This window comes from Pseudomonas sp. PAMC 25886 (assembly GCF_000242655.1).
GTDB lineage: Bacteria > Pseudomonadota > Gammaproteobacteria > Pseudomonadales > Pseudomonadaceae > Aquipseudomonas.
This window is the reverse complement of sequence record NZ_AHHC01000043.1, coordinates 104,246-116,894: the sequence shown is the minus strand read 5'-3', so window position 1 is coordinate 116,894 and position 12,649 is coordinate 104,246. Positions and strand designations below refer to the sequence as shown.

The following is a 12,649-nucleotide window of genomic DNA, read 5'->3' as shown; positions in this document are numbered from 1 at the left end:
AACGCTCTATAGGTAGGCGGCGTGAGCCGCTTCAAGGCTGCCTTGGGCGCGCAGAATCAATTCGCAGAACTCGCGGGCGGCGCCTTCGCCGCCGCGGGCGGTGGTCACACCATGGGCGTGTTCGCGAACGAACGCCGCCGCATTGGCCACGGCCATGCCCAGGCCGACCCGGCGAATCACCGGCAGGTCGGGTAAATCGTCACCAAGGTAGGCGACCTGTTCATAGCTTAGGTTGAGTTGGCCAAGAAGCTCGTCCAGAACCACCAGTTTATCCTCGCGGCCCTGATACAGGTGAGGAATCCCCAGGTTTTGTGCGCGGCGTTCCACAACCGGGGTCTTGCGACCGCTGATGATGCCGGTTTGCACGCCCGCGGCCATCAGCATCTTGATGCCCTGGCCGTCGAGGGTGTTGAACGTCTTGAACTCGCTGCCGTCTTCCAGGAAGTACAGGCGGCCATCCGTCAGTACGCCGTCGACGTCGAAAATCGCCAGCTTGATGTTCTTGCCCCGTTGCAACAGATCGGTGGTCATTTACATCACTCCTGCACGCAGCAAGTCGTGCATGTTCAGGGCGCCAACCGGGCGGTCGTCGCCGTCGACCACCACCAGCGCCAGGATTTTATGGTCTTCCATGATCTTCAGCGCTTCGGCTGCGAGCATGTCGGGGCGGGCGGTCTTGCCGTGAGGCGTCATGACTTCGTCGATGGTTGCGGTCTGGATGTCGAGGTTGCGGTCCAGGGTGCGGCGCAGGTCACCGTCGGTGAAAACCCCGGCCAGGCGCCCGTCGGGCTCCAGGATCACGGTCATGCCGAGTCGCTTGAGGGTCATTTCCATCAAGGCGTCCTTAAGCAAGGTGCCGCGCGCCACTTGTGGCAACTCGTCGCCGGCGTGCATCACGTTTTCCACTTTCAGCAGCAGGCGACGGCCCAGGGCGCCACCCGGATGGGAGAACGCGAAGTCTTCGGCGGTAAACCCGCGAGCTTCCAGCAATGCCACGGCCAGTGCATCGCCCATGACCAGGGCGGCAGTGGTGGAGGAGGTGGGTGCCAGGTTCAGTGGGCAGGCCTCTTCGGCAACGTGCACGTTCAAATTCACTTCGGCGGCTTTGGCCAGCGTCGAGTCCGGGTTGCCGGTCACGCTGATCAGCTGGATGCCCAGGCGCTTGATCAGCGGCAGCAGGGTCACGATTTCGTTGGTGGTGCCGGAGTTGGACAGCGCCAGGATGATGTCATCCCGCGTGATCATGCCCATGTCTCCGTGGCTGGCTTCGGCCGGGTGCACGAAGAACGCGGTGGTCCCGGTGCTTGCCAGGGTGGCGGCGATCTTGTTGCCGACATGCCCGGATTTGCCCATGCCGACCACGACTACGCGGCCCTTGCTGGCCAGAATCATCTCGCATGCGCGTACGAAATCCGCGTCGATATGGGCCAGTAAACCTTCTACGGCTTCAAGCTCGAGGCGGATGGTGCGTTGTGCGGATTGAATAAGGTCGCTGGATTGGCTCATGTCTGAAATCGTATAGCCTGACGAAAAGTCGGCGATTATAGCGGTAATGATCAATTCCCTCACGCAAGTTCGTCAGGCTTTATTCATCAGCCCTGTGGTTGAGATTGATCCTCAGCAAGGATTTTTTACCTGTCCTGTTTCTGAACAAGCTCTGTTCCGGCCTTGGGGGCGCTGTACCAGCAGTGATATAGTTCGCCGCCAGTTCGGTCCGCACAGCCTTTATGTCTATTCGGCGCAAGCATTTGTCGAAAATAAGGTGTCTGAGTGAAAGGCTGCATCCCAAGGAGTTTAGATGAGTGCCGATAACGCCTACGCGGTCGAGCTGAAGGGCCTTTCCTTCAAGCGCGGTACGCGCAGCATCTTCAATAATGTGGATATTCGCATTCCCCGTGGCAAAGTCACGGGCATCATGGGGCCTTCCGGCTGCGGCAAGACGACGCTGCTGCGCCTGATGGGCATGCAATTGCGCCCCTCCGCCGGTGAAGTCTGGGTGAATGGCCAGAACCTGCCGACCCTTTCGCGCAGCGACCTGTTCGATGCCCGCAAGCATATGGGCGTGCTGTTCCAGAGCGGTGCGCTGTTTACCGACCTCGACGTTTTCGAAAACGTGGCGTTCCCGCTGCGGGTGCATACACAGCTGTCCGATGAAATGATTCGTGACATTGTGTTACTGAAACTGCAGGCCGTAGGACTGCGCGGTGCCATCGACCTGATGCCCGACGAACTGTCCGGTGGTATGAAGCGTCGCGTGGCCCTGGCGCGTGCCATCGCCCTCGACCCGCAGATTCTCATGTACGACGAACCATTCGTTGGCCAGGACCCGATTGCCATGGGGGTCCTGGTGCGCCTGATCCGCCTGCTCAATGATGCGCTGGGTATCACCAGTATCGTGGTCTCCCACGACCTGGCCGAGACCGCGAGCATTGCCGACTACCTCTATGTAGTGGGCGATGGCCAGGTGCTGGGGCAGGGCACGCCTGAAGAGCTGATGAACGCAGATAACCCGCGCATTCGCCAATTCATGACCGGCGATCCCGATGGCCCGGTGCCTTTTCACTTTCCGGCAGCGGACTACCGCTCAGATCTTCTGGGGAAGCGTTGATGCGCAAGACATCTTTACTCGAAAAGGTTCGCCTTTTCGGCCGCTCCGGCATCGATATCATCGGCGTCCTGGGCCGTTCGACGATTTTCCTGTTTCATGCGTTGCTCGGCCGCGGCGGTATTGGCGGCGGCTTTGGCCTGTTGATCAAGCAGCTGCATTCCGTGGGCGTGATGTCCCTGGTGATCATCGTGGTTTCCGGGGTGTTCATCGGCATGGTGCTGGCGCTGCAGGGCTTCAATATCCTGTCCAGCTACGGTTCCGAGCAGGCGGTGGGGCAGATGGTTGCCTTGACCCTGTTGCGTGAACTGGGCCCGGTGGTGACTGCGTTGCTATTTGCCGGGCGCGCCGGTTCTGCGCTGACGGCCGAAATCGGCAACATGAAGGCCACCGAGCAGCTGTCCAGCCTGGAAATGATCGGTGTCGATCCGCTCAAGTACATTGTTGCCCCGCGCCTGTGGGCTGGCTTCATCTCTCTTCCACTGCTGGCGATGGTGTTCAGCGTGGTGGGGATCTGGGGCGGTTCGTGGGTGGCGGTTGACTGGCTGGGGGTCTACGACGGCTCCTACTGGGGCAACATGCAGAACAGCGTGACCTTCAGTGGTGACGTGCTCAATGGCATCATTAAAAGTATTGTTTTCGCCTTTGTAGTGACCTGGATCGCCGTATTCCAAGGCTATGACTGTGAGCCCACGTCTGAAGGGATCAGTCGCGCCACCACCAAGACCGTTGTGTACGCCTCGCTGGCGGTACTGGGCCTTGACTTCATTTTGACCGCCTTGATGTTTGGAGATTTCTGATGCAAAACCGCACTGTGGAAATCGGTGTCGGCCTTTTCTTGCTGGCTGGCATCCTGGCTTTACTGTTGCTCGCCCTGCGAGTCAGCGGCCTATCGGCCAGCCCCACCGCCGATACTTATAAACTTTACGCCTACTTCGACAATATCGCCGGTTTGACTGTCAGAGCTAAAGTGACCATGGCCGGTGTAACCATCGGCAAGGTCACGGCGATCGATCTGGACCGCGACAGCTTCACCGGCCGTGTGACCATGCAGGTGGACAAGAAGGTGGATAACCTGCCGACTGACTCCACTGCGTCTATCCTCACCGCTGGCCTGCTGGGCGAGAAGTACATCGGTATCAGCGTGGGCGGGGAAACAGCCCTGCTCAAGGATGGCTCGACCATTCATGACACACAGTCGTCGTTGGTGCTGGAGGACTTGATCGGTAAATTCCTGCTCAATACCGTCAATAAAGACGCCAAATGAGGAATGTGTTCATGATCTCTACTTTGCGACGTGGCCTGTTGGTACTGCTCGCGGCACTGCCGTTGATGGCTAACGCCGCTGCTGGCGGTTCCGCACATGACCTGGTGCAGGACACTACCAACAAAATGTTGGCTGACCTGTCGGCCAACAAGGAAAAGTACAAGCAGGATCCAAGTCAGTTCTACAACGCGCTCAACACCATCGTGGGCCCTGTTGTCGATGCTGAAGGTATTTCCCGCAGCATCATGACCGTCAAGTACTCGCGCAAGGCGACCCCTGCGCAGATGCAGACGTTCCAGGAAAACTTCAAGAAGGGCTTGTTCCAGTTCTACGGCAATGCCCTGCTCGAATACAACAACCAGGGTATTACTGTCGCTCCGGCCGGTGACGAGTCGGGTGATCGCACCAGCGTCAACATGAGCGTCAAGGGCAACAATGGCGCGGTGTACCCGGTGCAGTACACGCTGGAGAAGGTCAACGGCGAGTGGAAACTGCGTAACGTGATCATCAACGGCATCAACATCGGCAAGCTGTTCCGTGACCAGTTTGCGGATGCAATGCAGCGCAATGGCAATGACCTGGACAAGACCATCAATGGTTGGGCCGGCGAAGTGGCCAAGGCCAAGGAAGAAACCGACAAAGCTGCCGGGAAGCCTGCCCAATGACCGAGTCGGCCATTCGCCTTGGCGAGTCCGGTGAGCTGCTGCTCAGCGGCGTGCTGGATTACAGCACCGGGCCAGCCCTGCGCAAGCAGGGGCAAGCGCTGATCAATGCCAGCACGGCGTCCGCGCTGGTGCTGGATTGCTCGGCGGTGGTGAAATCCAGCAGCGTCGGCTTGTCGTTGCTGCTGTGTTTCATGCGTGATGCGCAGGCCGTCAAAAAGCCGGTAAGCATCCGTGCATTGCCCGAAGACATGCGTGAAATCGCTGAGGTTTCCGGTCTGACCGAGCTGTTGGCGCATCCTTAATACACATTATTAAAGAAGCCCCCCGTCAGAGTCCTGCTATGCGGGGTTCGCAGGCGCGGGGCTTTTTTGTATGATGTGCGACCCGCGCGCACTGGGCGCCCATAGAGGTTGATCATGCAGGCCCTAGAAGTTAAAAGCTTCCTTGAAGGAAAGCTGCCCCAAACTAATGTTGAAGTTGAGGGCGAAGGCTGCAATTTCCAGCTGAACGTGATTAGCGATGAACTGGCGGCGTTGAGCCCGGTCAAGCGTCAACAGCAGATCTATGCCCATTTGAACCCGTGGATCACCGATGGCAGCATCCATGCGGTCACTATGAAATTTTTCAGCCGCGCGGCCTGGGCCGAGCGCACCTGAGCCCCCAAGGCGTCGAGATTCTTATGGATAAATTGATTATTACCGGCGGTGCTCGTCTTGATGGCGAGATCCGCATTTCCGGGGCGAAGAACTCCGCCCTGCCGATCCTGGCAGCGACCTTGCTGTGCGATGGCCCGGTTACCGTGGCCAACCTGCCGCACCTGCACGACATCACCACCATGATCGAACTGTTCGGTCGCATGGGCATTGAGCCGGTGATCGACGAGAAACTCAGCGTCGAAATCGACCCGCGTACCATCAAGACCCTGATCGCGCCGTATGAACTGGTGAAAACCATGCGCGCCTCGATCCTGGTACTGGGCCCGATGGTTGCCCGTTTCGGCGAAGCCGAAGTCGCACTGCCTGGCGGTTGCGCCATTGGTTCGCGTCCGGTTGACCTGCACATCCGTGGCCTTGAAGCCATGGGCGCAACCATCGACGTCGAAGGCGGCTACATCAAGGCCAAGGCGCCGGAAGGCGGCCTGCGTGGCGCGAACTTCTTCTTCGATACCGTCAGCGTGACCGGTACCGAGAACATCATGATGGCCGCTGCCCTGGCCAACGGCCGCAGCGTGCTGCAGAACGCCGCGCGCGAGCCGGAAGTAGTCGACCTGGCGAACTTCCTGATCGCCATGGGTGCCAACATCACTGGCGCCGGCACCGACACCATTACCATTGAAGGTGTTAAGCGCCTGCACTCGGCCACCTACAAAGTGATGCCGGACCGCATCGAGACCGGTACCTACCTGGTGGCTGCTGCCGTCACCGGTGGCCGCGTCAAGGTCAAGGACACCGATCCGACCATCCTTGAAGCCGTCCTGGAAAAACTCAAGGAAGCCGGCGCTGAAATCACCACCGGTGAAGACTGGATCGAGCTGAACATGCACGGCAAGCGGCCAAAAGCCGTCAACGTGCGTACCGCTCCATACCCGGCGTTTCCGACCGACATGCAAGCGCAGTTCATTTCCCTGAACGCGATTGCCGAAGGCACTGGTGCCGTGATCGAGACCATCTTCGAAAACCGCTTCATGCACGTGTATGAACTGCACCGCATGGGCGCCAAGATCCAGGTCGAAGGCAACACTGCCATCGTGACCGGCATCGAGAAGCTCAAGGGCGCGCCAGTGATGGCCACCGACCTGCGTGCCTCGGCCAGCCTGGTGATCTCGGCGCTGTGCGCTGACGGCGACACCCTGATCGACCGCATTTACCACATAGACCGTGGTTACGAGTGCATCGAAGAGAAACTGCAGATGCTCGGCGCGAAAATCCGCCGCGTACCGGGCTAATACCCGTAACTGCAAACACCGTCACTGTGGCGAGGGAGCTTGCTCCCGCTGGGGCGCGAAGCGGCCCTGCTCCTTAAGACCGGGACTGCTGCGCAGTCCAGCGGGAGCAAGCTCCCTCGCCACAGGAAGGTGTTTGTTGTTAAATGGTTTGTTTCAAATCGAGGCTGTAATGGCCTCGATCTGTGTCTGGCGCCGATTGCGACCGGACAGCAATAGCCTGATGAAGGACTGACGTTTCCCATGTTGACCATCGCACTGTCCAAGGGCCGCATCCTTGACGACACTTTGCCGCTTCTGGCTGAAGCGGGCATCGTGCCGACCGAGAATCCGGACAAGAGCCGCAAGCTGATCATCCCCACGACCCAGGACGACGTTCGCCTGCTGATCGTGCGGGCCACCGACGTGCCAACCTACGTTGAGCATGGCGCGGCCGACCTGGGCGTGGCGGGTAAAGACGTGTTGATGGAATACGGCGGCCAGGGCCTGTACGAGCCGCTGGACCTGCGTATTGCGCTGTGCAAGCTGATGACCGCCGGCCGTGTGGGTGACGTCGAGCCTAAGGGCCGCCTGCGGGTGGCAACCAAGTTCGTCAACGTTGCCAAGCGTTACTACGCCGAGCAAGGCCGCCAGGTCGACATCATCAAGCTTTACGGCTCGATGGAACTGGCACCACTGATCGGCCTGGCCGACAAGATCATCGACGTGGTCGACACCGGCAACACCCTGCGCGCCAACGGCCTGGAGCCCCAGGACTTTATCGCCGACATCAGCTCCCGCCTGATCGTCAACAAAGCTTCGATGAAAATGCAGCACGCCCGTATCCAGGCGTTGATCGACACCCTGCGCAAGGCAGTGGAGTCTCGACACCGCGGTTGACTCACCCGCGCGGCCCTAAGCCGCGCCCGTCTATCCGCCTCATAGCCAGAATTCTCAGGTGCCCAAGCGGAAACGACTGCTAGTTTAGGGCGCCTGAGTTTTTGCCAATTCTATTGAGGCCCTCGCTATGACCACGTCCACTGCAATTGCCCGACTCAACGCTGCCGACCCGGATTTCGCCCATCATCTGGATCATCTGCTGAGCTGGGAAAGCGTGTCCGACGATTCGGTCAACCAGCGGGTGCTCGACATCATCAAGGCCGTGCGCGAGCGCGGTGACGCGGCGCTGGTGGATTTCACCCGGCAGTTCGATGGCCTGGACGTCGCCTCCATGGCCGACCTGATCCTGCCTCGCGAACGCCTGGAACTGGCCCTGACCCGCATCACCGCGCCCCAGCGCGAAGCCCTGGAAGTGGCGGCCGCGCGGGTGCGCAGCTACCACGAGAAACAGAAACAGGACTCCTGGAGCTACACCGAGGCCGACGGCACCGTGCTGGGCCAGAAGGTCACGCCGCTGGACCGCGCCGGCCTGTACGTGCCGGGCGGTAAAGCGTCGTATCCGTCTTCGGTATTGATGAACGCGATTCCGGCCAAAGTGGCCGGTGTGACCGAAGTGGTCATGGTGGTGCCGACCCCGCGTGGCGAAATCAACGAACTGGTGCTGGCCGCCGCCTGCATTGCTGGCGTCGATCGCGTGTTCACCATCGGCGGCGCCCAAGCGGTAGCGGCCCTGGCCTATGGCACCGAAAGCGTGCCGAAGGTCGACAAGGTGGTGGGCCCTGGCAACATCTACGTGGCCACCGCCAAGCGCCACGTGTTTGGCCAGGTCGGCATCGACATGATCGCCGGCCCTTCGGAAATCCTCGTAGTGTGTGACGGCCAGACCGACCCGGACTGGATCGCCATGGACCTGTTCTCCCAGGCCGAGCACGACGAAGACGCCCAGGCGATCCTGGTCAGCCCGGACGCCGAATTCCTCGACAAGGTCGCCGCCAGCATCGCCAAACTGCTGCCGACCATGGAACGCGCCGAGATTATCGAGAAGTCGATCAACGGCCGTGGTGCCCTGATCCAGGTGCGCGACATGGAACAAGCCATCGAAGTGGCCAACCGCATTGCCCCGGAACACCTTGAGTTGTCCGTCGCCGACCCGCAAGCCTGGCTGCCGCTGATTCGTCACGCCGGTGCGATCTTCATGGGCCGCCACACCAGCGAAGCCCTGGGCGACTACTGCGCAGGTCCCAACCACGTGTTGCCGACGTCGGGCACCGCGCGATTCTCTTCGCCGCTGGGTGTGTATGACTTCCAGAAGCGTTCGTCGATCATCTTCTGCTCGCCCCAGGGCGCGTCGGAGTTGGGCAAGACCGCTTCCGTGCTGGCCCGTGGCGAGTCGCTGACTGCCCACGCCCGCAGTGCCGAATACCGCATCGTTGACGATAAGCCGCAGGGGAACTGAAACATGAGCAAATTCTGGAGCCCGCTCGTCAAGGATCTCGTTCCTTACGTGCCCGGTGAGCAACCGAAGCTGACCAAGCTGGTCAAGTTGAACACCAACGAAAACCCCTACGGCCCATCGCCCAAGGCGCTGGCCGCCATGCAGGCCGAGCTGAACGACAACCTGCGTTTGTACCCGGACCCCAACAGCGACCTGCTCAAGCAGGCAGTGGCGAAGTATTACGGGATCGACGCGGGCAAGGTGTTCCTCGGCAACGGTTCCGACGAAGTCCTGGCGCACATCTTCCACGGTTTGTTCCAGCACGACTTGCCGCTGCTGTTCCCGGACATCAGCTACAGCTTCTACCCGGTGTACTGCGGCCTGTACCGCATTGCGTTCGACGCGGTGCCGCTGGATGAACAGTTCCAGATCCGCGTGTCGGACTATGCCCGGCCCAACGGCGGGATCATCTTCCCGAACCCGAACGCGCCCACCGGCTGTTTGATGGCGCTGGACGCCGTGGAGCAGATCCTCAAGGCCAGCCCGGATTCGGTGGTGGTGGTCGATGAAGCCTATATCGACTTCGGCGGCGAGACCGCCATCAGCCTGGTGGACCGTTACCCGAACCTGCTGGTGACCCAAACCCTCTCCAAGTCGCGCTCCCTGGCCGGTTTGCGGGTGGGCCTGGCCGTGGGCCATCCGGACCTGATCGAGGCGCTGGAGCGGGTCAAGAACAGCTTCAACTCCTATCCGCTGGATCGTTTGGCGATTGTCGGCGCGGCCGCTGCGTTTGAAGACCGTGAGCACTTCCAGAAGACCTGCCAGTTAGTGATCGACAGCCGTGAAAAGCTGGTGGCGCAGTTGCAGGCCAAAGGCTTTGAGGTGCTGCCGTCTGCAGCCAACTTCATCTTTGCCCGTCACCCACGGCACGACGCCGCCGGGCTGGCAGCCAAGGTGCGGGAGCAAGGGGTGATTGTGCGGCACTTCAAGCAGGAGCGGATTGCCCAGTTCCTGCGGATCAGCATCGGCACGCCAGAGCAGAATCAGGCGCTGATTGATGCGTTGGGTGAGCTGTAACTTTATTGACTGAACCGGCGCCATCGCGGGCAAGCCCGGCTCCCACAGGGGACTGCATTCTTTCTGACAATGCATTCCAATGTGGGAGCCGGGCTTGCCCGCGATGAGGCCATCAGCAACACCAAAAAGCTAAAGCCTTACAGCAACGGCTCATCCGGCTTCTTGTTCTTCCAGCCGTCATTGCCCGGCAGCAACAGATTCAACGCAATCGCTACCACCGCACACAGGGCAATGCCCTTCAGGCCAAAGTCATCCGGGCCGGTGCCGGTACCTACCAGCACACCGCCAATCCCGAACACCAGGGTCACCGACACAATCACCAGGTTGCGCGCTTCGCCGAGGTCGATCTTGTGACGGATCAGCGTGTTCATCCCCACTGCGGCAATCGAACCGAACAGCAGGCACAAAATACCGCCCATCACCGGGACTGGAATGCTTTGCAGCAGCGCGCCGAACTTGCCGATAAACGCCAGGCTGATGGCAAACACTGCCGCCCAGGTCATGATCTTCGGGTTGTAGTTCTTGGTCAGCATCACCGCGCCCGTCACTTCCGCGTAGGTCGTGTTGGGCGGGCCGCCGAACAGGCCGGCAGCGGTGGTGGCGATACCATCACCCAACAGCGTGCGGTGCAGGCCAGGCTTTTTCAGGTAGTCGCGACCGGTCACGCTGCCCACGGCAATGACGCCGCCGATGTGTTCGATCGCCGGGGCCAGGGCCACCGGGACGATAAACAGGATCGCCTGCCAGTTGAATTCCGGCGCGGTGAAGTGGGGCAGGGCGAACCACGGTGCGGCAGCGATCTTCGCGGTGTCGACGACACCGAAGTAGAACGACATGGCGAAACCCACCAACACACCGGAGATGATCGGCACCAGGCGGAAAATGCCTTTGCCGAACACCGCGACAATCAATGTGGTCAGCAGCGCCGGCATCGAGATCAGCATGGCGGTTTGGTAGTGGATCAACTCGCTACCGTCACCCGCCTTGCCCATTGCCATGTTGGCGGCAATCGGCGCCATGGCCAGGCCGATGGAAATGATCACCGGCCCGATCACCACCGGCGGCAGCAGCCGGTCGATGAAACCGGTGCCCTTGATCTTCACAGCCAGGCCCAGGAAGGTGTAAACGAAACCGGCCGCCATCACGCCGCCCATGGTCGCCGCGAGGCCGAATTGGCCTTTGGCGAGAATGATCGGGGTGATAAACGCAAAGCTCGACGCCAGGAACACCGGCACTTGGCGCCCGGTGACCACTTGGAACAACAAGGTGCCCAAGCCTGCGGTAAACAGGGCGACGTTTGGATCGAGACCGGTGATCAGCGGCATCAACACCAGCGCGCCAAATGCTACAAAGAGCATCTGTGCGCCAGACAGGATCTGGCGCCAAAGCGGGTCGTTGAATTCATCCTGCATGGTCACGCGTCCTTCTGCTTGGTACCGAAGATCTTGTCGCCGGCATCGCCCAGGCCCGGGATGATGTAGCCGTGTTCGTTCAGGCGTTCATCGATGGACGCGGTGTAGATCAGCACGTCCGGGTGGGCTTTCTCGACGGCGGCGATGCCTTCGGGAGCGGCCACCAGCACCATGGCGCGGATGTCCTTGCAACCGGCTTTTTTCAGCAGGTCGATGGTGGCAACCATGGAACTGCCGGTGGCGAGCATCGGGTCGATGATCATCGCCAGGCGTTCGTCGATTTCCGGGACCAGTTTTTCCAGGTAGGTGTGGGCCTGCAGCGTCTCTTCATTGCGGGCCACGCCCACGGCGCTGACCTTGGCGCCCGGGATCAGGCTGAGTACGCCTTCGAGCATGCCGATACCGGCGCGCAGGATCGGCACCACGGTAATCTTCTTGCCGGCGATTTTCTCGACCTGGACGGGACCACACCAACCGGCGATCTCGTAGTTTTCCAGGGGCAGGTCTTTGGTCGCCTCGTAGGTGAGCAGCGCTCCGACTTCCTGAGCAAGCTCACGGAAGTTCTTCGTGCTAATGTCGGCGCGGCGCATAAGGCCGAGTTTATGTCGGATCAGCGGATGGCGGATCTCACGGATGGGCATGGGGAAAGGCTCCGGCGGCGGGCAAAAAAACCGGCCTAGATTAATCTATCCGAGGGTGTTGTCCTATAGACATCTAGTACGTTAGTCCATTAAGGCTTGAACGTTGCGCCTCACATGCGTACCTTTGCCCGCTTTTCTTGCCACAGCACCCCCTTGGAGAGCGCCATGTCCGCTGATCTCGAGCATATCCGTCAAATCATGCGCGAGGCTGACTGCCTGTACACCGAAGCGCAAGTCGAAGAGGCCATCGCCAAGGTCGGCGCGCACATCTCCCGCGAAATGGCCGACACCAACCCGGTGGTCTTTTGCGTGATGAACGGTGGCCTGATTTTCGCCGGTAAATTGCTCACCCATCTGCAATTCCCGCTGGAAGCGTCCTACCTGCACGCCACCCGCTATCGCAACGAAACCAGCGGCGGCGACCTGTTCTGGAAAGCCAAGCCGGAAGTCTCGTTCATTGACCGCGACGTGCTGATCATCGATGACATCCTCGACGAAGGGCACACCCTGGGCGCCATCATCGACTTCTGCAAACACGCCGGCGCGCGCAAAGTGCACACCGCCGTACTGATCGACAAGGACCACGACCGCAAGGCCCGCCCGGACCTGAAAGCCGATTACGTGGGCCTGCCGTGCATCGACCGTTACATCTTCGGTTACGGCATGGACTACAAAGGCTACTGGCGCAACGCCAACGGCATCTATGCGGTTAAAGGAATGTAATCA

Annotated in this window: 16 protein-coding genes; 12 read left to right on the top strand and 4 right to left on the bottom strand. The window is 60.4% G+C overall.

All coding sequences use genetic code 11. From position 1 onward, the window contains the following. Positions 1-6: 6 nt before the first annotated feature. Both MUM_RS0113825 and MUM_RS0113820 read right to left on the bottom strand, forming a co-directional pair. A complete protein-coding gene (locus MUM_RS0113825) occupies positions 7-531 on the bottom strand; it encodes a KdsC family phosphatase (protein WP_010170579.1) in 525 nt (174 codons plus the stop codon). Beyond that, entirely contained in the window at positions 532-1,506 is a 975-nt protein-coding gene (locus MUM_RS0113820; protein WP_010170577.1) for a KpsF/GutQ family sugar-phosphate isomerase, read from the bottom strand. 46 nt (positions 1,507-1,552) lie between these two features. On the opposite strand from MUM_RS0113820, the gene MUM_RS1000000134155 reads away from it, so the two are divergent. The 11 genes from MUM_RS1000000134155 to hisC all read left to right on the top strand — a co-directional run bounded on the left by MUM_RS1000000134155 (position 1,553) and on the right by hisC (position 9,870). Next, a complete protein-coding gene (locus MUM_RS1000000134155; protein WP_141629499.1) occupies positions 1,553-1,774 on the top strand; it encodes a hypothetical protein in 222 nt (73 codons plus the stop codon). A gap of 24 nt (positions 1,775-1,798) precedes the next feature. Next, positions 1,799-2,608 carry an ATP-binding cassette domain-containing protein gene (locus tag MUM_RS0113815; protein ID WP_003216128.1) on the top strand — a complete coding sequence of 270 codons (810 nt, stop codon included), beginning with the start codon at positions 1,799-1,801 and terminating at the stop codon, positions 2,606-2,608. Then, entirely contained in the window at positions 2,608-3,405 is a 798-nt protein-coding gene (gene mlaE / locus MUM_RS0113810) for a lipid asymmetry maintenance ABC transporter permease subunit MlaE (protein ID WP_003216131.1), read from the top strand. The genes MUM_RS0113815 and mlaE overlap by 1 nt, the downstream gene beginning before the upstream one ends. Then, positions 3,405-3,872, top strand: a complete 468-nt coding sequence (mlaD, locus tag MUM_RS0113805) for an outer membrane lipid asymmetry maintenance protein MlaD (protein WP_010170575.1) — start codon at positions 3,405-3,407, stop codon at positions 3,870-3,872. Before mlaE ends, mlaD begins: the two co-directional genes overlap by 1 nt. A gap of 11 nt (positions 3,873-3,883) precedes the next feature. Next, the gene (locus MUM_RS0113800; RefSeq protein ID WP_010170573.1) at positions 3,884-4,537 is read left to right on the top strand and encodes an MlaC/ttg2D family ABC transporter substrate-binding protein; all 654 of its coding nucleotides are present in this window, start codon (positions 3,884-3,886) and stop codon (positions 4,535-4,537) included. Further along, positions 4,534-4,839, top strand: coding sequence for an STAS domain-containing protein (locus MUM_RS0113795; protein ID WP_010170571.1), 306 nt, complete (start codon positions 4,534-4,536; stop codon positions 4,837-4,839). Before MUM_RS0113800 ends, MUM_RS0113795 begins: the two co-directional genes overlap by 4 nt. Positions 4,840-4,953: 114 nt before the next feature. Next, positions 4,954-5,193, top strand: a complete 240-nt coding sequence (locus tag MUM_RS0113790; RefSeq protein WP_010170570.1) for a BolA family protein — start codon at positions 4,954-4,956, stop codon at positions 5,191-5,193. 23 nt (positions 5,194-5,216) lie between these two features. After that, a complete protein-coding gene (murA, locus tag MUM_RS0113785; protein WP_010170568.1) occupies positions 5,217-6,482 on the top strand; it encodes a UDP-N-acetylglucosamine 1-carboxyvinyltransferase in 1,266 nt (421 codons plus the stop codon). Between the two features lie 240 nt (positions 6,483-6,722). Next, entirely contained in the window at positions 6,723-7,358 is a 636-nt protein-coding gene (gene hisG / locus MUM_RS0113780; RefSeq protein WP_003188599.1) for an ATP phosphoribosyltransferase, read from the top strand. 127 nt (positions 7,359-7,485) lie between these two features. Next, on the top strand, positions 7,486-8,814 hold the full coding sequence (gene hisD, locus MUM_RS0113775; protein ID WP_010170565.1) for a histidinol dehydrogenase: 1,329 nt from the start codon (positions 7,486-7,488) through the stop codon (positions 8,812-8,814). Positions 8,815-8,817: 3 nt separating this feature from the next. Then, positions 8,818-9,870 carry a histidinol-phosphate transaminase gene (gene hisC, locus MUM_RS0113770; protein ID WP_010170564.1) on the top strand — a complete coding sequence of 351 codons (1,053 nt, stop codon included), beginning with the start codon at positions 8,818-8,820 and terminating at the stop codon, positions 9,868-9,870. A gap of 137 nt (positions 9,871-10,007) precedes the next feature. On the opposite strand, the gene MUM_RS0113765 is transcribed toward hisC, so the two are convergent. Both MUM_RS0113765 and upp read right to left on the bottom strand, forming a co-directional pair. After that, a complete protein-coding gene (locus MUM_RS0113765; RefSeq protein WP_010170563.1) occupies positions 10,008-11,282 on the bottom strand; it encodes a uracil-xanthine permease family protein in 1,275 nt (424 codons plus the stop codon). A gap of 2 nt (positions 11,283-11,284) precedes the next feature. Continuing rightward, a complete protein-coding gene (upp, locus tag MUM_RS0113760; RefSeq protein ID WP_003216149.1) occupies positions 11,285-11,923 on the bottom strand; it encodes a uracil phosphoribosyltransferase in 639 nt (212 codons plus the stop codon). Positions 11,924-12,088: 165 nt separating this feature from the next. Here upp and MUM_RS0113755 point away from each other — a divergent pair, with 165 nt between their 5' ends. Then, positions 12,089-12,646, top strand: a complete 558-nt coding sequence (locus tag MUM_RS0113755) for a hypoxanthine-guanine phosphoribosyltransferase (RefSeq protein ID WP_003216150.1) — start codon at positions 12,089-12,091, stop codon at positions 12,644-12,646. Positions 12,647-12,649: the final 3 nt, after the last annotated feature.